The sequence below is a fragment of the Mucilaginibacter sp. CSA2-8R genome, assembly GCF_038806765.1.
Taxonomy (GTDB): Bacteria; Bacteroidota; Bacteroidia; order Sphingobacteriales; family Sphingobacteriaceae; genus Mucilaginibacter.
The window spans coordinates 1,539,989-1,561,424 of sequence record NZ_CP152389.1 but is presented as its reverse complement, the minus strand read 5'-3'; the positions used below and the strand labels follow the sequence as shown (position 1 = coordinate 1,561,424).

18 protein-coding genes are annotated in these 21,436 nt (G+C 42.9%); 11 read left to right on the top strand and 7 right to left on the bottom strand.

What is annotated here, in order from left to right; genetic code table 11:
• Positions 1–50 precede the first annotated feature (50 nt).
• The 6 genes from AAGR14_RS06795 (at position 51) to AAGR14_RS06770 (ending at position 6,516) form a co-directional block, all read left to right on the top strand.
• The gene (locus tag AAGR14_RS06795; RefSeq protein ID WP_342647838.1) at positions 51–1,073 is read left to right on the top strand and encodes a rod shape-determining protein; all 1,023 of its coding nucleotides are present in this window, start codon (positions 51–53) and stop codon (positions 1,071–1,073) included.
• 81 nt (positions 1,074–1,154) lie between these two features.
• Positions 1,155–1,988 carry a rod shape-determining protein MreC gene (mreC, locus tag AAGR14_RS06790; RefSeq protein WP_342647837.1) on the top strand — a complete coding sequence of 278 codons (834 nt, stop codon included), beginning with the start codon at positions 1,155–1,157 and terminating at the stop codon, positions 1,986–1,988.
• On the top strand, positions 1,981–2,496 hold the full coding sequence (locus AAGR14_RS06785; RefSeq protein ID WP_342647836.1) for a rod shape-determining protein MreD: 516 nt from the start codon (positions 1,981–1,983) through the stop codon (positions 2,494–2,496). The genes mreC and AAGR14_RS06785 overlap by 8 nt, the downstream gene beginning before the upstream one ends.
• Positions 2,497–4,563, top strand: coding sequence for a penicillin-binding protein 2 (gene mrdA / locus AAGR14_RS06780; RefSeq protein WP_342647835.1), 2,067 nt, complete (start codon positions 2,497–2,499; stop codon positions 4,561–4,563).
• Positions 4,553–5,818 carry a rod shape-determining protein RodA gene (rodA, locus tag AAGR14_RS06775; protein ID WP_342647834.1) on the top strand — a complete coding sequence of 422 codons (1,266 nt, stop codon included), beginning with the start codon at positions 4,553–4,555 and terminating at the stop codon, positions 5,816–5,818. The genes mrdA and rodA overlap by 11 nt, the downstream gene beginning before the upstream one ends.
• Before the next feature lie 89 nt (positions 5,819–5,907).
• Positions 5,908–6,516 carry a DUF1801 domain-containing protein gene (locus tag AAGR14_RS06770; RefSeq protein WP_342647833.1) on the top strand — a complete coding sequence of 203 codons (609 nt, stop codon included), beginning with the start codon at positions 5,908–5,910 and terminating at the stop codon, positions 6,514–6,516.
• Between the two features lie 19 nt (positions 6,517–6,535).
• On the opposite strand, the gene AAGR14_RS06765 is transcribed toward AAGR14_RS06770, so the two are convergent.
• From AAGR14_RS06765 to AAGR14_RS06750, 4 genes are all read right to left on the bottom strand, one after another.
• Positions 6,536–6,745 carry a cysteine-rich CWC family protein gene (locus AAGR14_RS06765; RefSeq protein WP_342647832.1) on the bottom strand — a complete coding sequence of 70 codons (210 nt, stop codon included), beginning with the start codon at positions 6,743–6,745 and terminating at the stop codon, positions 6,536–6,538.
• A gap of 80 nt (positions 6,746–6,825) precedes the next feature.
• A complete protein-coding gene (locus AAGR14_RS06760; RefSeq protein WP_342647831.1) occupies positions 6,826–9,204 on the bottom strand; it encodes a ribonucleoside-diphosphate reductase subunit alpha in 2,379 nt (792 codons plus the stop codon).
• A 113-nt stretch (positions 9,205–9,317) separates the two neighbouring features.
• A complete protein-coding gene (locus tag AAGR14_RS06755; protein ID WP_342647830.1) occupies positions 9,318–10,292 on the bottom strand; it encodes a ribonucleoside-diphosphate reductase small subunit in 975 nt (324 codons plus the stop codon).
• A 599-nt stretch (positions 10,293–10,891) separates the two neighbouring features.
• On the bottom strand, positions 10,892–11,362 hold the full coding sequence (locus tag AAGR14_RS06750) for an Lrp/AsnC family transcriptional regulator (RefSeq protein WP_342648681.1): 471 nt from the start codon (positions 11,360–11,362) through the stop codon (positions 10,892–10,894).
• Between the two features lie 121 nt (positions 11,363–11,483).
• Between AAGR14_RS06750 and AAGR14_RS06745 the strand changes: the two genes are divergently transcribed.
• Genes AAGR14_RS06745 through smpB form a run of 3 tightly spaced genes read left to right on the top strand, consistent with a single transcriptional unit; the run spans position 11,484 to position 14,490 of the window.
• Positions 11,484–12,137 carry a metal-dependent transcriptional regulator gene (locus AAGR14_RS06745; protein ID WP_342647829.1) on the top strand — a complete coding sequence of 218 codons (654 nt, stop codon included), beginning with the start codon at positions 11,484–11,486 and terminating at the stop codon, positions 12,135–12,137.
• Positions 12,134–14,017 (top strand): Nramp family divalent metal transporter, encoded by a 1,884-nt coding sequence (locus AAGR14_RS06740; protein WP_342647828.1) that lies wholly within the window; start codon positions 12,134–12,136, stop codon positions 14,015–14,017. The genes AAGR14_RS06745 and AAGR14_RS06740 overlap by 4 nt, the downstream gene beginning before the upstream one ends.
• A gap of 23 nt (positions 14,018–14,040) precedes the next feature.
• On the top strand, positions 14,041–14,490 hold the full coding sequence (gene smpB / locus AAGR14_RS06735) for an SsrA-binding protein SmpB (RefSeq protein ID WP_342647827.1): 450 nt from the start codon (positions 14,041–14,043) through the stop codon (positions 14,488–14,490).
• A gap of 112 nt (positions 14,491–14,602) precedes the next feature.
• On the opposite strand, the gene AAGR14_RS06730 is transcribed toward smpB, so the two are convergent.
• From AAGR14_RS06730 to AAGR14_RS06720, 3 genes are all read right to left on the bottom strand, one after another.
• A complete protein-coding gene (locus AAGR14_RS06730) occupies positions 14,603–15,259 on the bottom strand; it encodes a protein-L-isoaspartate(D-aspartate) O-methyltransferase (protein ID WP_342648680.1) in 657 nt (218 codons plus the stop codon).
• A gap of 129 nt (positions 15,260–15,388) precedes the next feature.
• Complete coding sequence (gene priA / locus AAGR14_RS06725; protein WP_342647826.1) at positions 15,389–17,875, bottom strand: primosomal protein N'; 2,487 nt, start codon at positions 17,873–17,875, stop codon at positions 15,389–15,391.
• Positions 17,875–18,264: a DUF423 domain-containing protein gene (locus AAGR14_RS06720; RefSeq protein WP_342647825.1), complete on the bottom strand. Its 390-nt coding sequence runs from the start codon at positions 18,262–18,264 to the stop codon at positions 17,875–17,877. The genes priA and AAGR14_RS06720 overlap by 1 nt, the downstream gene beginning before the upstream one ends.
• 93 nt (positions 18,265–18,357) lie before the next feature.
• Between AAGR14_RS06720 and AAGR14_RS06715 the strand changes: the two genes are divergently transcribed.
• Entirely contained in the window at positions 18,358–19,947 is a 1,590-nt protein-coding gene (locus AAGR14_RS06715; protein ID WP_342647824.1) for a hypothetical protein, read from the top strand.
• A gap of 85 nt (positions 19,948–20,032) precedes the next feature.
• Positions 20,033–21,430, top strand: a complete 1,398-nt coding sequence (locus AAGR14_RS06710; protein WP_342647823.1) for a DUF5723 family protein — start codon at positions 20,033–20,035, stop codon at positions 21,428–21,430.
• Positions 21,431–21,436 lie beyond the last annotated feature (6 nt).

Genomic DNA, 21,436 nt, shown 5'->3' with positions numbered 1-21,436 from the left:
AACTTACGTAGATTTTTTTAATCTTTGCAGATTATTTGACACAACACTAAATGGGTTTATTTAATTTTTTCACACAAGAAGTTGCTATTGATTTAGGAACTGCAAATACCCTGATAATACATAACGACAAAGTGGTGGTTGATGAACCCTCTATTGTAGCATTTGACCGCAAAACCAATAAAGTAATTGCTATTGGTAAACAGGCTATGCAAATGGAGGGTAAAACCCATGATAATATACGAACTGTACGCCCGCTTAAAGACGGCGTAATAGCCGATTTTGATGCTGCCGAGCACATGATACGCGGCATGATAAAAATGATTAACAAAGGCAAAGGATGGTTCTTCCCTTCTTTGCGTATGGTAATCTGTATACCATCGGGCATTACCGAGGTAGAAAAGCGCGCGGTACACCAGTCGGCCGAAATTGCCGGTGCTAAAGAGGTTTACCTCATACATGAGCCTATGGCTGCAGCGGTTGGTATTGGTATCGACGTTGAGGAGCCTATGGGTAACATGATAATCGATATTGGTGGTGGTACTACCGAGATTGCGGTTATTGCCCTCTCAGGTATTGTGTGCGATCAGTCTATCCGGGTAGCAGGCGATAACTTTGACTCTGATATTGTTCAGTACATCCGCCGCCAGCACAACATCATGATTGGCGACCGTACTGCGGAGAAAATCAAAATTGAAGTTGGTGCCGCTTTACCTGAACTGGCCGATCCTCCGGGTGATTTTGCTGTTCAAGGGCGTGATTTAATGACGGGTGTGCCTAAGCAAATAACTGTTTCTTACACCGAAATTGCACACTGCCTGGATAAATCTATCTCTAAAATTGAGGAAGCTATCCTGAAAGCGCTGGAAATTACCCCACCGGAGTTATCAGCCGATATTTATCAGACAGGTATTTACCTTACGGGTGGTGGCGCATTACTGCGTGGTTTGGACAAACGTGTAGCTGCTAAAACTAAATTACCGGTTCACGTAGCCGAAGATCCGTTGCGCGCGGTAGTACGCGGCACCGGTACCGCCTTAAAAAACATAGGCAATTATAAGTTCTTGATGCAATAACCAGTGACGAATGGTTGAATGAGTGAGTTTTGAATAAAATTCACTCATTCAACCATTCAACCATTTACTCCTTAGATCTCCATGCGTAACCTTTTGATTTTCATCAGCAAGTACAACGCATTTTTTTTATTTCTGATTTTTGAAATTACCTCGCTGATTATTTACGTTAAATACAACTCATTTCAGCGGGCTACTTTTATTAACACGGCTAACCAGGTTAGCGGTACTTTATATGCCCGGGCAAGCGAAGTAAGCAGCTATGTTAAGCTTAAAGATGTTAACGACAGCCTGGCCTCAGAAAATGCCCGCTTACGAGGCATGCTCAACTCGGCCTACTATGCCGATACCCTGGCTAAGCATACCGTTAATGATACAACTTACAAGCAGCAGTACAGTTACATTGAGGCACGGGTGGTAAACAACAGTATAACAAAACGTAATAACTATATCACTATACAAAAAGGCAGTAAAGATGGTGTGGCGAAAGGCATGGGCGTCATTTGCGGATCCGGTGTGGTGGGTAAAATCATTTTGACATCAGAGCATTTTTCTATAATCCAATCCTTTTTACATAAAGATACTAAGGTAAGCGCCATGCTGGGCGACACGAAAGACATCGGCAGCCTGGTGTGGGGAAATGAGCTAAACCCACATATGGGTGTGTTAATGGACATACCCAACCACGTAAAAGCGCGTGTTGGAGAATGGGTAGTTACCTCTACCTATTCAGACCTGTTTCCGGCCGGTATCCCTTTGGGTAAGGTAATGAATTTACACGCTAAAGGCGGCGGCTTTTTTCTTAATATGGAAGTTAACCTGTCAGTCGATTTTGCCAAGCTCGAGTATGTTTACGTAGTTAATAACAAATTGGCTCAGGAACGTACTGCATTAGAAACACAAAAGCCCAATGAGTAGAATAATCATTCATAATCTTGTGCGCTTTGTAGTACTGGTGTTGCTGCAGGTTTTTTTGCTGAAAAACATCAGCTTGTACAACCTGTCTATGCCCTATCTGTACATTCTGTTTATTATGCTACTCCCATTAGAAACGCCTAATTTATTATTGTTTACATTGGCGTTTTTGATGGGTATCATCATTGATATGTTTTATGATACACCGGGTTTGCATGCTGCTGCCAGCGTAATATTGGCCTTTGTAAGAGTGCTGTTTGTAAGTATTACCGTACAACGCGATGGTTTTGATAATGAGCCGGCGCCTACTTTGGGCAATATGGGTTTCCGCTGGTTTTTTACTTATTCGGCTATATTGATATTAATTCATCATTTTTTTCTTTTTAGCCTCGAAGTTTTCCGGTTTTCTGAAATACAATATACTTTATTACGTTTCTTATCCAGTTCACTATTTACCTTATTTTTGATTTTAATAACAAGCTTTTTATTTTACAGAAGGAAAGAACGTTAAATGAACAGCTATTTTGAGCGACGCTACGTAGTTACCGGCATATTTGTAACTATTGCCCTGATACTTTTGGGGCGGTTGTTTTACATACAGATTATTGACGACCGGTATGCCTTATTTGCCGACAATAATGTACTGCGCAAAACCATCATTTTTCCGGCTCGCGGACCCATCTTAGACCGTAACGGAAAAATATTAGCGCAGAACCTGCCGGTATACAACGTTTTGGTAACCCCAAAACGCATGAAGCCTTTTGATACCCTGGAGTTTTGCAAAATGATAGGGATTGACAAGGCGGGTTTTGACAAAAGGCTGTCTAAAGCCAAAAAGTACTCTCCGTACAAACCAACCATATTTGAAAAACAAATCTCGGTTGAAAAATATGCCCCTTTACAGGAGCGCTTATCTGAATTTCCCGGATTTGATGTGGAAGCACGCACTGTTCGCACCTATCCAGATTCGGTAGCGGCTCACTTTGTTGGTTTTACCGGCGAAGTAAACGATAAAAAGATAGCAGAATCAGCCGGTTACTACAGGCAGGGCGATTACATTGGCATTTCTGGCGTAGAACGATCTTTTGAAAATGTTTTGAGAGGACAGCGAGGCGTACGATACCGCATGGTTGACTCGCGAAATGTAGAGAAAGGTGCATTTGCCAACGGTGCTTTTGATACGGTGGCCATAGCTGGTGAACCATTAATGTCTTCGTTAGACATTCGCATACAGAAGCTCGGTGAAAAACTAATGCAAAATAAGGTGGGTAGTATTGTAGCCATTGAACCCTCAACCGGTGAAATCTTAGCCTTTGTAAGCAGCCCTACTTATGATCCTAATCTAATGGTAGGGCGCGAACGTGGTAACAACATGATGAAGATGTATAAGGACCCTTACAAGCCTATGCTGGTACGACCTATACAAGCTACTTATGCTCCCGGCTCCTCATTTAAACCGTTAGATGCGTTAATTGCCTTGCAAGAAGGTATTATAACCCCTCAAACCACGTTTTTTTGTCCGCATTATTACCAAGCTGGTAATCATAGGGTAGGTTGTGAGCACTTTGATGGAGTTACCGATTTGCGTAAAGGTATTGCACAATCATGTAATACTTATTTCTGTAATGTTTTTGACCGCCTAATGAATGCTAACGGTGCCAAGAACATCCGCCCAACACTTACTAAGTGGAAAGGACAGGTAAACAAATTTGGTTTTGGCGTTAAGCTTGACGTCGAACTGCCATTTGAGTATCGTGGTAACGTTCCTACTCCTCTCCACTTTGATAACGTTTTTGGTAAAAACAGATGGCGGTCCAGTTCTATTATTTCCTTAGCTATTGGCCAGGGTGAGTTACTGGCTACGCCATTACAATTAGCAAACGTAGAAGCTGTTATTGCCAACAGAGGTTACTTTTATAAACCTCACCTCATTAAAGCCATCGGCGACAAAAAAATCACTAAAGCTGAATATACTCAAAGAAACGATGTGGGCATAGACGCTCAATACTTTGAGCCGGTGATAGACGGTATGCAAGACGTGGTAGATCATGGTACCGCCGAAGCATCACGCATTCCGGGCATTGTAATGTGTGGAAAAACAGGTACAGTACAAAATAGCCGTGGTAAAAACCACTCGGTGTTTGTAGGCTTTGCTCCACGCGATACACCGCGCATAGCTATCGCTGTTATTGTTGAAAACGGTGGCTACGGCGCCTCCTGGGCTGCCCCTATTGGCAGTTATATGATCGAGAAATACCTGCGCAATGCTATTACACGGCCTAAGGCAGAGGTTAACTACATTATTAACCACAATTTATTGCCTCCACCTCCGGGCTGGAAACCGCCGGTTAAAAAGCTATCAAAAAAAGACAGCCTGATGGTTGATAGTTTGCGTAAAGATGGCTTTAAAAAGAACTGGAAGAAAATAGACAGCATTAAACGGCATTTTAAAAAACATCATACAGATACTGCCAAACATGCTATCGAGTTAAAGTCGGCATCCCGACCGGCTAAGCACGATAGCAGCCGGTATAAATTGGTTGCTTACCAGCCCAAACGCAAAGAGGATGAACAATAACAGGCGCAGCTTCTTTTTTAACGTAGACTGGGTAACGGTACTCATTTACCTGGCCCTTTGCACTATCGGCTGGTTTAACATCCATGCTGCCGTGTTTGACGATTCGCATCCCGACCTTATTGATTTAGAAACCCAGTACGGCAAGCAATTTATCTTTATCATATCGGCTGTAGTGTTGGGTGGCGTCATCCTATTGCTCGACAGCCGCTTTTTTATTAGTATTGCACCCGTTTTTTATGTTGTTACGGTACTGCTGTTGATGGTTGTACTGGTGGTGGGCCGCAATGTAGGTGGCAACCAGGCATGGATACCTTTAGGCAGTTTTAAACTGCAACCGTCGGAATTTGCCAAGTTTAGCACCTGCTTGCTGCTGGCGCGTTACCTGAGTGGTATTAATATCCGCATCACGGAGTTAAAATCTTTCTTCATCGCGGCCGGCATCATCGTCCTGCCTATGATGCTCATTATGCTGCAGCCCGATACGGGTTCTACCCTGGTATTTTGTTCGCTCATCTTTGTATTATACCGCGAGGGGCTATCGCCCTATTTTTTAATTATCGCGGGCTTATCCATCGTACTATTCATCTGCTCGCTGCTATTTAATCAGTTATATGTTATTGGCATGTTGGTGGCTTTAACAGTAGCAGGAATCTTTTTATTTCGGTTAAGGCGCGAGACTGTTGTTGGTTTGGTTGGCGGATTAGTGCTTGCTATTGGGTTTATATTCAGCGTTAATTTTATTTATAAAAACGTATTACAAGCGCACCAAAAATCTCGTATTGATGAGCTTTTAGGCATCTCGAGTGACATTAAAGGTGTAGGCTATAACGTCAATCAATCTAAAATAGCGATTGGCTCGGGCAAGCTTTGGGGTAAAGGTTATTTGAACGGTACCCAAACCAAATACTCTTTCGTACCCGAGCAGAGTACAGATTTTATTTTTTGTACCGTTGGCGAAGAGTGGGGTTTTGCGGGTTCGGTAGTGGTGATTGGTCTTTTTACATTTTTGCTTTTGCGCATCATTATGATGGCCGAACGGCAGCGGTCACCTTTTTCAAGGGTCTACGGCTATGGCGTAGCCTCCATCATTTTTTTTCACGTGGTGATCAATATTGGTATGACTATAGGTGTTGTGCCGGTTATTGGCATCCCCCTCCCTTTCATCAGCTATGGCGGATCGTCATTATGGAGTTTTACCATCTTGTTGTTTATTCTCATCAAGCTTGATTCGAACCGATTAGGGCACGTTTTGTAATTTGGCAACGCTATGGCGATAGGTGTTTAATAGTTGGGTTTGCATTTATAAGGTGATCTGCCTACCTTGTCAGTCCAATTAACTAAACCATGAGCCAAATCGATCCCCGTGTTGACGCTTATATCAGCAAATCTGCTGATTTTGCGCAACCCATTCTTAATCATTTACGACAATTAGTTCATCGCACATCTCCGCAAATTCAGGAAACCATGAAATGGAGTATGCCTTTTTTTGAGTATAAGGGTACGCTTTGTAATATGGCTGCGTTTAAAGAGCACTGCACTTTTGGTTTTTGGAAGGGTGCCATGCTTGCTGATCCGAACAAAATACTCAACATTAAAGACGATAATAGCATGGGCCAGTTAGGCCGCATTACAAGCCTGGCCGATTTACCTACCGACGAATTGCTTATACAATACATTCAAGAAGCTATATTACTAAACGAGCAAGGTGTTAAAGTCGTTAAAGCTAAACCAACAGCTAAAACCGAATTATTAATTCCGGAATATTTGACCGAGTTGTTTAAAGAATACCCGCAGGCGCAGTTAAACTTTGATAAAGGCAGCTACTCATACAAAAAAGAATACTTGGATTGGATAGTAGAAGCTAAAACAGATGCAACACGTCAAAAACGTATGCAAACAGCAATGGAGTGGTTGGCCGAAGGCAAATCAAAAAACTGGAAATATCAACGGTAGGTTATTAGCAATAATTCCGTTACTGGTTTTCTTGATACTCTTTCTGCAATTCCAGCAAGCAGTTAACACATAAACAGCCATCATACAATTCGCTTACATATTGCACTTCGTTAATAGTAAGCTGTACAGCGCTGCACTGGCATTTAGTGTAGGAGTTTGCCTTGCATTCAAAAGCGGCACGACAGCGGTCGCATTGAACAGTTTCGTGCTTTTGAAATAGGACAGACATAGAGTACAAAGATAAAAGCCCTGAAGCTTTAAAACTTCAGGGCTCAGTCATTATTTATTGTGTAAGGTGATACCTTTTGTTTATGCAGAGCAAGTTACACAGCCCTCTTCCATTGAACAAGTTGGACCGGCAGGAACGTCATCCACAATTTGAGCCACCTGAGCTGGGATAACCGGATCCATGTTTTTACCGCCTTGATTTTCGATCGTAAACTTAACCGCTTGCGATGCTGCCTGGGTACGTAGGTAATACATACCGGTTTTTAAGCCTTTTTTCCAGGCGTAGAAATGCATCGATGTTAGTTTGGAAGCGTTTGGCGCATTGATGAACAGGTTAAGCGACTGCGACTGGCAAATGTAAGCACCGCGATCGGCAGCCATATCAATGATGTTACGCATCTTGATTTCCCAAACGGTTTTGTACAGATCCTTGATATTTTGCGGAATCTCTGCAATGTTTTGGATAGAACCGTTAGCGCTGATAATCGTATCTTTCATGCGGCTGTTCCACAAACCTAAGTCAACTAAGTCGCGCAACAAGTGCTTGTTTACTATCACAAACTCACCGCTTAATACACGGCGTGTGTAAATGTTAGAGGTATATGGCTCAAAACACTCGTTGTTACCTAAAATTTGAGAAGTAGATGCTGTTGGCATTGGCGCTACTAACAGAGAGTTGCGTACACCATGGTTCATTACATCCAGGCGCAGGTTTTCCCAATCCCAACGGCTGCTGGCTGGCGTTACACCCCACAAATCAAATTGGAATTTACCTTGCGAAAGTGGTGATCCCTTAAACGTTTCGTATGCACCATCTTTAATAGCCAAATCTTTAGAAGCAGTCATGGCAGCAAAGTAGATGGTCTCAAAAATCTCTTTGTTAAGTTGCTTAGCTTCTTCGCTTTCAAAAGGCATACGCAGACAGATAAAAGTATCTGCCAAACCTTGTACGCCTAAACCAATTGGACGGTGACGAAGGTTAGAGTACTCTGCTTCTTTAACCGGGTAATAATTATGATCGATGATCTTGTTCAGGTTTAGTGTAGCCTGGTAAGTTACTTCGTAAAGTTTCTCATGGTCAAACTGGTTACCTTTAATAAAGCGTGGTAACGCTAACGAGGCCAGGTTACACACCGCTACCTCATCAGGCGACGTATACTCCATAATTTCGGTACACAAGTTTGAACTTTTGATAGTACCTAAATTTTGCTGGTTGGATTTACTGTTAGCTGCGTCTTTATACAACAAGTATGGAGTACCGGTTTCTACCTGGGCATCTAAAACGGCAAACCATAATTCTTGTGCTTTCACTTTGCGGCGGGCACGGCCTTCAGCTTCATATTTGGTGTACAAAGCTTCAAACTCAGCACCAAAACAATCGGCTAAACCTGGCGCTTCATGCGGGCAGAATAGGCTCCAGTCCTCATTGGCTTCTACGCGCTGCATAAACAAATCGCTTACCCACAATGCGTAAAACAAATCGCGGGCACGCATTTCTTCTTTACCATGGTTTTTACGCAGATCTAAAAACTCAAAAATATCGGCATGCCATGGTTCTAAGTAGATAGCAAAGGCGCCTTTGCGCTTGCCGCCGCCTTGGTCAACATAACGGGCAGTGTCGTTAAATACACGCAGCATTGGGATGATACCGTTGCTGGTACCGTTAGTACCGCTGATGTAAGAGCCGGTAGCACGAACATTGTGAATGCTCAAACCAATACCACCTGCACTTTGTGAAATTTGCGCAGTTTGTTTCAAAGTATCGTAGATACCCGAAATGCTGTCATCTTTCATCGTCAGCAAAAAGCACGAAGACATTTGAGGCTTAGGAGTACCAGCATTAAATAAAGTTGGTGTGGCGTGGGTAAACCAACGCTCACTCATCAAATGGTATGTTTTGATTGCACTTTCAACATCCTGTTTGTGAATACCAACCGATACACGCATAAACAGATGCTGCGGACGCTCAGCAATACGACCGTCTAATTTTAACAGATAGGATTTCTCAAGCGTTTTAAAACCGAAGTAATCAAAACCAAAATCGCGATCATAGATGATCGAACTATCCAGCAATTCGGCATTAGCCTCTATTACATCCCATACATCATCTGCCAGCAGAGATGCATTTTTGCCGGTTTTAGGGTCTGTGTAATAATACAGCTTGCGCATAGTTTCGCTGAACGACTTGATGGTATTTTTGTGCAGGTTAGATACTGCAATACGCGACGCCAACAAAGCATAATCGGGGTGCTTAGTGGTTAGTGAAGCCGCTGTCTCTGCAGCCAAGTTATCCAACTCGGAGGTGGTGACTCCGTCGTACAAACCCTCAATCACTTTTTTGGCCACATCTACCGGGTCAACCAAATTTGGGTTGAGGCTGTAGCACAATTTCTCTATACGTGCGGTAATTTTATCAAACTTTACCGATTCTGTTTTTCCGTCTCTTTTAATTACAAACATGATTCCCCCTCCTTGCTCCCCCAGAAGGGGGAGAGATTTGTATATAAGTTTTTCTTAGTAAGTTGATTACAGTTTTATAAGCCCTCTCATTTAGAGAAAGTCGATTGAGGTTTTTAAAAATCCTCATCTAAGCTAAATGCCTGCCCTGAAGGCTGCGCATTTAACACGCCGCTTTTTTGATAGTCACCAACCCGTTTCTCAAAGAAGTTGGTTTTACCTTGCAGTGATATCATTTCCATAAAGTCAAAAGGATTACCGGCGTTGTATACTTTATCGTATCCTAATTCAACTAACCAGCGGTCGGCAACAAACTCAATATACTGGCTCATTAAATCAGCATTCATGCCTATCAGTCTAACCGGCAAAGCATCGGTTATAAACTCTTTTTCAATTTCTACAGCATCAGTTATAATAGAGGTTGCTTCCTCTTTACTCAGTTTATTCTCCAACATGCTATACAGCAGGCAGGCAAATTCGCAATGCAAGCCCTCATCGCGAGAAATAAGTTCGTTACTAAAGGTTAAGCCTGGCATTAAGCCACGTTTTTTTAACCAAAAAATAGAACAGAAGCTACCAGAAAAGAAAATACCCTCTACTGCGGCAAACGCGACTAGCCGCTGTGCAAAATTACCGTTGTTAATCCATTTTAACGCCCACGCTGCTTTTTTACCAACGCAAGGCACTGTGTCGATAGCATGAAACAAGCGGTCTTTTTCAACGGCGTCTTTAATATAAGTATCAATCAGTAATGCGTAGGTTTCAGAATGGATGTTTTCCATCATGATTTGAAAACCGTAAAAACAACGGGCCTCCGGCACTTGTACCTCGCTCATAAAGTTTACGGCCAGGTTTTCGTTCACAATACCGTCGCTGGCAGCAAAAAAGGCCAGCACGTGCGATATAAAATGGCGTTCACCATCGTTTAGGTTATCCCAGTGTTTTTGATCATCGCTCAGGTCAATTTCTTCGGCAGTCCAAAAGCTGGCTTCATGCTTTTTGTACATCTCCCAAATTGCCGGATAGTTTATCGGCAGGATAACAAACCTGTCTTTGTTCTCTCGTAATAATACTTCGTTTTCCTGGCTCATATGTTTTCCTTTTATGTCTTTGTCTCAATCGCAATTACCGACAGCCAACCCTGTTACCCATGTTTCTGGGTTAGCGTTTTGATGTGGTACGTTGGTGGTTTTTGTTATTCACCGGCACTTTTCGGGGCCTGCCAAATTTAGATGATCCGGCTTCCCTGTCCATTTAACCTTGGCTAAATGGACCCATGAAATTCTCTTTCAGAACTCATAACCAAATGTACATACTAAGTACAGTCAGTTGTACCTTCGGGTTTAGTGTAGTTCTTCACATGCCCTAAATAGTTATCCACATTGGTGTAGGAAACTATTTTTTTCAAAAACAGGTAGAAATTCAAAGGCACTGTCGATCAATACGTTACAACAAAGCATATTGACATCCAAACAGGTAATTAATTTGAAAACGATTAACTTGTGGCCTTTAAACAAGGGGTAAAAAGCTAAAAGACAGCGATTTGATGATGTGCCAAAATCAATTGTCACAAAAACGTATTGTTGACATATAATAAAGTTTACCCTGCCCGCCAAATAGTTTGAATGGTGAAACACCGATGCCGATAAATGGCAATAGCCGAATTTTGGAAATACGCTTTTGTGATGATTTAATACTCCAGCGGAACGATAGGCTCCCGCTTGCTAGTAGACATAATCATCATCGTCTGGAAAGTTTTCACCACAGGGATGCGGCTAATTTTATCCATAATTAGCTGTTCATACAGCTTAATATCGCGCACATATACTTTGAGTAGAAAATCGCACTGGCCGGTTACGTGATGGCACTCTGTAACCTCCTTAATTTTTTGGATAGCCTCCAAAAAAATTTCAATGGTATTACTTTTATGAAAATCGAGTGATACCTGTATAAAGGTTTTTATTCCCAGCCCCAGTTTCTCTTCGTCTACCACGGCATGGTAACTTTTAATATACTCCGCGTTTTCCAGTTTACGAACACGCTCGAGGGTGGGTGCCGGAGATAATCCAATTTCGTTTGAGAGCTGAAGGTTGGTTATCCGTCCGTTTTCCTGTAATATTTTTAAAATCTGTAAGTCTATCTTATCTAATTCGGCACCCATAACTGCAAAGATATTGCTCAAAGGCACAAAATAAAATTTTTTATTCACAATGATAAACAAAAGCTAATTCTACCAGTTAGAAAATTTAGACTTATCTAAATTTAATATTAGATTTGTGTAAATGCACTCATTCACAGAAGAAAATTATTTAAAAAGTATTTACCACTTATTGCTGAGCAAGGATAGTGCAACTACTAACGAAATTGCTGCAGCCATAGGTACTAAAGCAGCTACGGTTACTGATATGCTTAAAAAGCTCGCCGAAAAAAAGCTAATTAACTACACTCGCTATCAGGGCGTAAGCTTAACCGAGCAGGGCAAGAAGTCAGCTTTGGGAATTGTGCGTAAGCACAGGCTTTGGGAATATTTTTTGGTAGAAAAGCTAAAATTTAAGTGGGACGAGGTGCACGAAATGGCCGAAGAGCTGGAGCACATTACATCAGTAAAACTGATTGACCGCCTCGACGAATTTATGGGATGCCCACAATTTGACCCGCACGGCGACCCAATACCGGATGCCCAAGGCAACATCAATCAGCATGAGGCTTTGCAGTCTGCCCTGCTTTTAAATAAAGGGCAGTGCGCTAAAATTGCCGGTGTAACCAATCATTCAGCCAGCTTTTTACAATACCTTGAAAAAAGCCGGCTTACTTTGGGCCAAACCATCGTGGTAACCGATGTTAGTAATTACGACCTTTCGGTCACAGTACCGCCATCAAACAAAGAGTTTAACATTAGCCACGAAGTGGCCAAAAATATACTGGTATTATTATGAGTTCACACAGCGAATCGTTAAGCAGTGTACATAGTTCGGTAGATACTGAAAATAAAACGGGCTGGCGTAAAATATTTGCCTTTATTGGTCCGGCATACCTGATTAGTGTTGGGTACATGGACCCGGGCAACTGGGCAACCGATTTGCAGGCAGGCAGCCAGTTTGGTTATAAACTCATTTGGGTTTTGCTAATGTCGAACCTAATCGCCTTGTTATTACAATCGTTGAGTGCACGTTTGGGCATCGTACGCGGCTTAGATATTGCCCAGGCGTCCAAATCAACCTATCCGCGTTTTGTAAACTTTAACCTGTATGTTTTAGCCCAAATATCGATCATTGCTTGTGACCTGGCCGAGATTATAGGCATGGCGATAGGTTTACAGTTGCTGTTTGGCTTGCCGCTCATCTGGGGAGTATCTATTACAATGCTTGACACCCTGCTCCTGCTTTTCTTGCTAAACAAAGGCATGCGCCGGCTTGAGGGCTTTATTGTATCGTTGATATTTATTGTAGGGTTTTCTTTTTTGATAGAGATGATTATTGTAAAACCAAATTTGCCCGAACTGGCAAAAGGTTTTATTCCAACCACCTTAAACCACGATGCTCTTTACATTGCCATTGGTATTATTGGTGCTACTGTAATGCCTCACAATTTATACCTGCACTCCTCACTGGTGCAAACCCGCAAAATTGACCGCAGTGACGAAGGCATCCGCAACGCCATTAAGTTCAATTTTTGGGACACTACCATTGCCCTTAACCTCGCCTTTTTTGTAAACGCGGCTATACTGATTTTGGCAGCCAGTGCCTTTTTCAGAAATGGCTATCACCAGGTAGCTGAGATAGAAGATGCTCACAAATTGCTTAGCGACATTTTTGGCACTATGGCTCCTAAACTGTTTGCCATTGCATTGATTGCCGCCGGACAAAGCTCAACGGTTACCGGAACGTTGGCCGGGCAAATCATTATGGAAGGCCACCTTAACCTGCGGATTGCCCCTTGGCTGCGCCGTTTATTAACACGGGTGCTGGCCATATTACCGGCTTATTTAACCCTGCTTTATGCCGGCGAAAATGGTTTAGGCCGACTGCTGGTGCTAAGCCAGGTGGTATTAAGTTTACAATTAGGTTTTGCCGTGATACCTTTAATACATTTTACCTCCGACAAGAAAACGATGGGCAAATTTGCCAACAAGCTTTGGGTTAAAGCACTGGCTTGGCTTTTTGCCGCCCTGATTGTTGGACTAAACGGGCGCTTGGTGGTAGAAGAGCTGAGTAAATGGGCCAAAGCTAATCCGGACTCGGCAGATTTAATCCATTATTTGGTTACGCCTGTAGCTATTGCCATCGGTGGTTTGCTGTTGTATGTTTTTGTAAAACCACTAATTAGCAAGAGCCAGAAAAAATTTACCGCAGTACCGCACGGCATTGCCATGTCTATACAGGAATTGCAGATTACCGACTACAAAAAAATTGGAGTTGCCATTGACTTCACCCCTAACGACGAGATTGCTATAAAACACGCTATTAAGCAGGGAGGCCCGCTGGCCAATTATACACTCATCCACGTAGTAGAAACGGCCGGAGCACGCTACCATGGTACGCAGGTAATGGACTACGAAACACAAAGTGATTTTAACAACATGGAACAATATGTAGATGCGTTAAAAGAGTTAGGCTATAATGCATCTACAAATATTGGTTACGGAAATCGGGGTAACGCCATTGCACAAGTGGTTAAGTCGGAAGCTATTGAATTTTTGGTGATGGGATCGCACGGGCACAAAGCTCTAAAAGATTTAATTTACGGCACTACTGTTGATACAGTAAGGCACTTGGTGAATATACCGGTACTGGTAGTAAAATCACCACGAAAATAAATTGCATATTTGCAGGCTAAGCCATGAACGAACAACTGTATATCAAAAATAAAAAAGCCTACTTCGAATATCACGTACTCGACGAATATACCGCGGGCATTAAATTATTGGGCACCGAAATCAAGTCGATCCGCGATGGAAAGGCTAACCTGAATGATGCGTTTTGCACTTTTATAAGCGACGAGCTTTATGTGCGCAACCTGCATATTTCTGAATACTCGCATGGTTCTTTTTACAACCATGAAGCTAAGCGCGACCGCGTATTATTGCTGAATAAAAAAGAACTTAAAAAGCTGCGCACCCGTACTGAAGAGAAAGGATTTACTATAATACCGCTGGCCATGTTTATCAGTGAGCGCGGCTTTGCCAAACTGAAGATTGGCTTGGCCCAAGGTAAAAAGACTTTCGATAAACGCGAAACCATGAAAGAGCGCGATACCAAAATTGAGCTCAGTCGGGTAATGAAGAGATAAATTAGAGTATAGAATATAGAGTCAAGAATGCAGATGCTTGTAGCGCGATTAACGACGAGTAGTCTGTATTTCTTGTAAACTCACACGGCAATCAGCAATGCTGATTGCTTAATTACCAAGCTTGGTCGCCTACTAAGGGAACGAACCGGAAGGTGTCAAGTACTACCTTTTCGTAATCGTTATCCCCTACCTTTAATATAGTTACCATTTTTTGTTCCTGCTCATCGCCTACAGGAATTACCAGCATACCGCCAACCTTAAGCTGACGAAGCAATACTTCGGGCACGGTGGGTGCGCCGGCAGTTACAATAATTTTATCATACGGGGCATGGTTTTCAATACCTTTAGAGCCATCACCCAAAAAGAAATTAGGTCGGTAACCCATATAAGGCAAAACCTGAACGGTGCGTTGATAAAGGGCTTCCTGACGTTCAATAGTATAAACTTCGGCACCTAACTCCAGTAGCACACAGGTTTGATAGCCGCAGCCGGTACCAATTTCGAGCACCTTTTGCCCCTTATGGATGTGCAGCAATTCGGATTGGTAAGCAACGGTATACGGTTGAGAGATGGTTTGCCCTGCACCTATCGGAAAAGCAATATCCTTGTACGCCTGGTTCCAGAAAGTTTCATCAAAAAAGTAATGACGAGGCACCTTATTGATGGCTTGCAACACCTGTTCATCTTCAATACCTTTCTTCTTTAAAACATCAACCAGCCTTTTGCGGGCACCCTTCTCTCGGTAATTATCTATAAACTTGTAAGCCATTTGCGCTGCAAAACTATAAAAATAACGGCTTTTTCGGGACTTAAGCAAGCTATTAAATTTAGCAAAGCTGCTAAGGGTTTGAAATGCAACCTTCTAATTTCTCAGCAACGCCACATTGCCGTTGCAACATTAATAAGGATCTACATCTGGCTGCACCAAGCAGCCTTTGCTTAATTTGGTAGTTTGAAACTGCAAAATTACTTCGCGTATAATTGTTTTTACCTTGACAATGGAAATCGTATCGCGCTCAAATTTGAGCATGATAGATTTGATGTAAAAGTTACGGATACGGCTAATCAGCGGAAATTCAGGCCCTATTACCCGGTCGCCAAAATGCTTGCGCAACTCGTTAGCCAGGTACTCGGCCTGGTGAAATAACCGCTCGGCATCTTTATGCTTTACATCCATTTGGATGATGCGGTAAAACGGCGGATATTTAAAGCTTTTCCGCTCTTCAATTTCAGTAAGGTATAGTTCTTTATAATCATTACGAATTACCTGGTCAACCACCCTGTGGTGAGGGTTATACGCTTGAATAACTACTTTACCTTGTTTGCCCCTGCGCCCTGCCCTGCCGCTCACCTGAGCCAGCATCTGGAAACTGCGCTCATTAGCCCGGTAGTCCGGGTATTTTAGCAAGCTATCTGCATTAATAATACCGATAACCGTTACATCCGAAAAATCCAGCCCCTTGGCTACCATTTGGGTACCTACCAGGATGTCAATCCGCTTTTCTTCCAGGTCGTTTAACATATTCTGGTATGCGTTGCGGGCACGGGTAGTATCCAGGTCCATGCGGGCAATACGAGCCTCGGGCAGTAACACCTGTAATTCATCCTCAATTTTTTCAGTCCCAAAACCTTTATACTCTAAATGGGTAGAGCCACAGGCCGGACAGGTATTGAGCGTTTCTTCTTTGTAGCCGCAATAATGGCAATGCAATTGGCTGCTGCTTTTATGAAAGGTTAAGCTAACATCACAATTAATGCAACGCGGCGTAAAGGCACATACCCGGCATACCAGTACCGGCGCATAACCGCGCCTGTTCTGAAACAGAATTACCTGCTCCTTATTCTCGATAGCCGTTTGCATATCCTTCATCAGCACACTTGTAAAGTGCGATTGCATGGTTTTACGCTTGGTTTCTTCGGTAATGCTTACTACTTCAATTTCGGGTAAACTTACACCGCCAAAACGCTCGGTAAGCTCGGCAAAGCCATACTTTTTGGTTCGCGCATTAAAATAAGACTCGAACGAAGGCGTAGCAGAACCTAATAGAACCTTAGCCTGATAACGGCTGGCCAAATAAATGGCCGCATCACGTGCGTTATACCGCGGTGCCGGATCAAATTGCTTGTAGGAGGTTTCGTGCTCTTCGTCAATAATTATCAATCCTAAGTTATCGAACGGTAAAAACACTGACGAACGCGCTCCCAGTACCACTTTATACTCATGGTTTAATACTTTTTGCCAAACTTCTACCCGCTCGTTATCAGTAAAACGCGAATGGTAAACACCTATATCATTACCAAAGTATTTACGCAACCGTTCGATGACGTGCGTGGTCAGCGCAATTTCGGGCAACAGGTACAGCACCTGTTTGCCTGCCTGTATGGCATCCTCAACCAGCCTGATATAAACCTGCGTTTTGCCCGATGAAGTAACCCCGTGCAACAGCACCACTTCTTTATCATTAAACTGCGCACGAATGCTATCCAGCGCGTTTTGCTGCGCCTCATTAAGCGTAAAAGTAGCGCCGGCTTCTAAGGTATCATAATACAACCGGCTTACGTTTTTATCTTCGGCAATCAGTATTTTTTTATCCGTAAGTGCTTTAATAATAGATGCCCCGGCACCGCTGGCATCCACCAAATCATTTTTAGAAACCAGCTTTTGCTCGCGCGATAATTTGATATAAGCCAGTATGGCATCGGCCTGCTTGGGTGCCCGGCGCTCCAACTGTACAAATAATGCCCTTAGCTGGTCATTATCCTCGTAAATAGGATTAAGTTTAATGTATGTACGCTTGCGCGGCTTGTAGCGTTCAGTAACTTCTTCTGATATGTAAATAATGTTTTTATCAAACATTGATTTGAGCACCGGCATCACCGTTTTTTGCCCCAAAAGCTTTACAATATCACTTACCGTAAGTATAGGCTGCAAATCAAGCGCGTCAACTATTAAAAACTCTTTATCATGCAGCAACGAGCGGTCGACGGCTTCGTCAGGGTTAAGCATAATGCGGGTTTCGCTGGCTAGTTTAAGTGCCGATGGTAAGGCGGCGCTCATTACCTCGCCTACATTACACAAATAGTAATCGGCCAGCCATTTCCAAAACTCCAACTGCTGCACAGTTACAACAGGCTTGTCATCCAGCACCTCCATTAAATACTTTGCCTCATATCGTTCTGGAGCCTCAGTAGAGATTGACCTGATGATGGCTGTATAAAGTTTGCTTTTACCAAATTGCACCACTACCCTTTTACCAACGGCAACCACGTTATTTAATTCAAAAGGCACCCGGTAAGTATAATTCTTAGAAATAGCTAAAGGCAATATTACCTCGGCAAATAGCGTCAGCCGGTCGGCATGACGGGTTTCGGCAAACTCAAGCATTATAATTTATTTTTTACGGCAGCAAGCAACAACATAAACCAGCCTGCTATAAACAGCAGCCCGCCTATAGGTGTTATAGGCCCAAGTATACGCAGCCAGCTCCACTGTAAAATAGAAGAGCACGAAAGCAGATATAATGATCCGGAAAAGAAAACGATACCCAAAACAAACAGCCAATAAGCCGCGTAAACCTGGTTGCTGTCGTTACGGGCCAAAGTTGATAAAAACAATAATGCTAATACGTGGTAGAATTGATATTGCACTGCAGTATTCCAGACCTGAATTTGCGATACCTCCAAACGGGCTTTTAGGGCATGCGCTCCAAAAGCACCGGTAATAACGGCCAGCATACCGAGTACGGCTGCTGTAATAATAATGTTTTTCTGCATGCAGGCTTTTTAAATTACAGCTAAATTAGCCAATTGCAAGTATTACTTTATTGCCATAAGGTAAAAATCTACATTTGATTACGATAACTAATTATGAAAAGGCATATTATCATCACCGTTATTTTAGTTGCAGCTACGGCGGTGATAACCGTTGCCTATTTTAGGCATTTAAGCCCACCGGGCAAACGCGCCACGCAAGTTATTAATACCATTCCCGACTCGGCCGCACTCATCTTTGAGTTTAATAACGACAGCAGCTTTTACGATATTTATAAAAACAGCCAATTATTTACCGCCCTGGTTGGGCAACCTGCCCTAAAGCAATTTAATGCCCTGCGCCACGTGCTGCTCAACAACCCCAACCTGCATGGCGTTTTTGCCGATCAGGATATTTTTATTTCCGTACACCCGCAACCTAATGATAGCGTGGGTTACCTGTTTACCGCCACAGAAAGCGTGCGTATAAAGCCTGAGGCTTTTAGGAATACAGCAAGCTTAAAAGGTGTCACCTTTACAACGGTGAGTTTTGGCAAAAGCCGTGGGTTTAAAATTCATTCAGACTCTTTAGATGCCGATTTTTATATGGCCGAAAGAGCCGGACAAGTGATGACGGGTAGTTTTTCGAAAACATTGCTGCAGCAAAGCCTCGATTATAAACCCACGGACAAGAGCAAACACTTCAGCTTATTGCCCGACCAGCAAAATTCTACCTCATTGGGTGCCTTGTACATCAATTACCGGCAGGCGGGCCACCTGCTCAGCCAGTTTTATAAAAAAGACAAACTGGATTTATGGAAGGGACTGCCTATTCTTTCTGCCGTTACCTCCCTTAGCTTAAATTATAAGCGTGATGCCCTGATGTTTAACGGCTTCACTACGTTTAAAAACACACGGCCGGTTAGTTACCTCGACCTGTTCCGGAGGATGAACCCGGTGCCAGTACAATTAAAAAATCTATTTCCGACCACCACAGCTTACAGCAATAGTTATGCTATTGATGATGTGAAACGCTTTGAAAGTGAGCTAACCAACTGGCAGCAAATTGCGGGCTTAGACACTGAAAAAAGAAGATTATTCAATAAAATGAAAAGCGAAACCGGCGTGCAGTTTGACCGCGAGTTTAACCGGCTGCTGGATAACGAATTCGCGGTAATTACCACTCGTTTTCAGGAAAGGGTAGCTATCATTAAAATAAAAAATGGCGGTACTTTAAGACCATACCTTAGCAACATCAGTACGATGACTGACAACGATGAGGTTGGGCAGTTTAATTATGACCAGGTACCGGTTTTTTTATTGGGTGATGCTTTGGCCCATTTTAGAAAACCTTATTTTATGGTACTTGATAATTACCTGATTTTGGCTAATACTGAGCGCGAGTTAAGTAACTATAAAGAGAATTACATTAACGGCGATTTCCTGATCAGGAAAGATGAATACGTTCAGTTTAACAACATTTTGGCACAAAGGGCAAATGTGGAGTTCTTTATTCATTTCAAAAACGCTGGCAACGTTTTTAGGCGAACACTGAAACCGGCCTACGCCCAAGCTTACCAGCAGCAAGAGCCCGGCTATAAAAACTACTACGCCGCAGCCTATCAACTGTCAGCTTCCGAAAACCAATTTTACACTAATTTGTGTATTAAACTTAACTCTACTGACAGCACTACCTTAAGCAAATAAGCAAAGCCACAGGTACCGGCGCTTTGGTGATCAGGCTGTGTTGAAATTTGGTGGCGCCTACTAATACTTAACTTTTTGCAGCTTGATGAAGAAAATATTATTCTCGGTTTTACTGTTTTCTGCCGGTATGAGCCATGCCTGGGCACAAAGGTTCACTATGTATAACACCGGCACACTTTACGACTCCTTCGAAAATCCTTCGCAGGCGGCGTTTATTGCAGATACAACTAAAAACTATGCACTAAGCTTTATTGCTAACGCTAATGTTTATACTTATTTAACCGGCAATGCACAAACGCCGGCTAAAACGCGCATATTTTTAAATCAGGAAAATAACACCGCTTTTACCGCAGGGCAAAATCAGTTTAACAACGCCTTTGTACAAACCAATGTGTATCTGGGCATGATTAAGATGTTTGCCTCATTGAGCGGACGAGTAGAGATAGGAGCCTCTTATCAGATTAAGACTAATGCCCGTGGGTACGCCTCTGATGAAGCCGTTGATTTAATTAACGGCGGGAATAATTACACCAGACTGGTTGGGCGCAATGATGTTTTTAATGGCCGCGCTTTTTACGAAGGCTTTCATCAGCTAAGCTTAACCTACCGCGAAAAAGTAACCCGCACTTTCACATTTGGCCTAAAGCTGAGCACCTTACTGGGTATAGATTACAACAAAATGGTAATTAATCAGTCGAGCGTGGGTGTGTCAGGCAGCAAAGTCGTTCCGCTGGTGCAGGGCACTTATCAGGCTACATACGTAGATGGCAGATACCCTAAGCGCGACTTACTGCCATCTCTCAAAAACCCAGGGATGGCCATAGGCATCGGTGCTACTTTTTTGGCTCCAGGTGGCCTTATTTTACAGGGCAACATCAAAGATTTAGGATTCATCCATTGGGGGCGCCGGCCGGCTACCTACAGTTTTAATGCGTTTAATAACACGCCGACCAATGGCAGCGGACAAGACATTTTTAGAGAAACCATCACCCAAAACGGCTATTACAAAGGTTTTACCAAACCCATTGTTGGCCGGGCTGAGTTTGCCATGGCTAAAAAATTTATTTTTGGCAATATCATGTACCAGCCTACGGCCCTTGTATCGCAACAGCTTTATGGGCAGGGTGCTGCATTGGCTTTGATTAACCAGGTTGGCTTTGGTAAATTCAGCGCATCCATAAGCGGCATCATGAATGAGGATAAAAAGTTTGATACCGGCCTGCAGCTAATGTACAAAAAACCAAACTTTGAGGTATTTATAGGCAGCGAACAATTAGGTAATACCTTTAACCTTTATAGTGCCTATAACGATAACAGCAACGCTATTAATAGCGCACGGTCGCACTCGGGAGCCAGCATTTATTTTGGATTCTCGTTTAAAATCGGAAAACTGATTGAACGCTGGAAAAATGAAAGCTACTATCCTGATGGCTCAGAGCAAGGTCCGTTGGGTAAAAGATGGAACGATATTTTTAACCATTAAGCGGCG

Coding starts and splice junctions, on each gene's coding strand:
- mreC (WP_342647837.1), top strand. CDS start 1,155: ATGCGTAACCTTTTGATTTTCATCAGCAAGTACAACGCATTTTTTTTA.
- AAGR14_RS06740 (WP_342647828.1), top strand. CDS start 12,134: ATGAGTTCACACAGCGAATCGTTAAGCAGTGTACATAGTTCGGTAGAT.
- AAGR14_RS06770 (WP_342647833.1), top strand. CDS start 5,908: ATGAGCCAAATCGATCCCCGTGTTGACGCTTATATCAGCAAATCTGCT.
- AAGR14_RS06760 (WP_342647831.1), bottom strand. CDS start 9,204: ATGTTTGTAATTAAAAGAGACGGAAAAACAGAATCGGTAAAGTTTGAT.
- smpB (WP_342647827.1), top strand. CDS start 14,041: ATGAACGAACAACTGTATATCAAAAATAAAAAAGCCTACTTCGAATAT.
- AAGR14_RS06765 (WP_342647832.1), bottom strand. CDS start 6,745: ATGTCTGTCCTATTTCAAAAGCACGAAACTGTTCAATGCGACCGCTGT.
- AAGR14_RS06795 (WP_342647838.1), top strand. CDS start 51: ATGGGTTTATTTAATTTTTTCACACAAGAAGTTGCTATTGATTTAGGA.
- AAGR14_RS06710 (WP_342647823.1), top strand. CDS start 20,033: ATGAAGAAAATATTATTCTCGGTTTTACTGTTTTCTGCCGGTATGAGC.
- AAGR14_RS06720 (WP_342647825.1), bottom strand. CDS start 18,264: ATGCAGAAAAACATTATTATTACAGCAGCCGTACTCGGTATGCTGGCC.
- AAGR14_RS06755 (WP_342647830.1), bottom strand. CDS start 10,292: ATGAGCCAGGAAAACGAAGTATTATTACGAGAGAACAAAGACAGGTTT.
- mrdA (WP_342647835.1), top strand. CDS start 2,497: ATGAACAGCTATTTTGAGCGACGCTACGTAGTTACCGGCATATTTGTA.
- AAGR14_RS06745 (WP_342647829.1), top strand. CDS start 11,484: ATGCACTCATTCACAGAAGAAAATTATTTAAAAAGTATTTACCACTTA.
- AAGR14_RS06785 (WP_342647836.1), top strand. CDS start 1,981: ATGAGTAGAATAATCATTCATAATCTTGTGCGCTTTGTAGTACTGGTG.
- rodA (WP_342647834.1), top strand. CDS start 4,553: ATGAACAATAACAGGCGCAGCTTCTTTTTTAACGTAGACTGGGTAACG.
- AAGR14_RS06730 (WP_342648680.1), bottom strand. CDS start 15,259: ATGGCTTACAAGTTTATAGATAATTACCGAGAGAAGGGTGCCCGCAAA.
- AAGR14_RS06750 (WP_342648681.1), bottom strand. CDS start 11,362: ATGGGTGCCGAATTAGATAAGATAGACTTACAGATTTTAAAAATATTA.
- priA (WP_342647826.1), bottom strand. CDS start 17,875: ATGCTTGAGTTTGCCGAAACCCGTCATGCCGACCGGCTGACGCTATTT.
- AAGR14_RS06715 (WP_342647824.1), top strand. CDS start 18,358: ATGAAAAGGCATATTATCATCACCGTTATTTTAGTTGCAGCTACGGCG.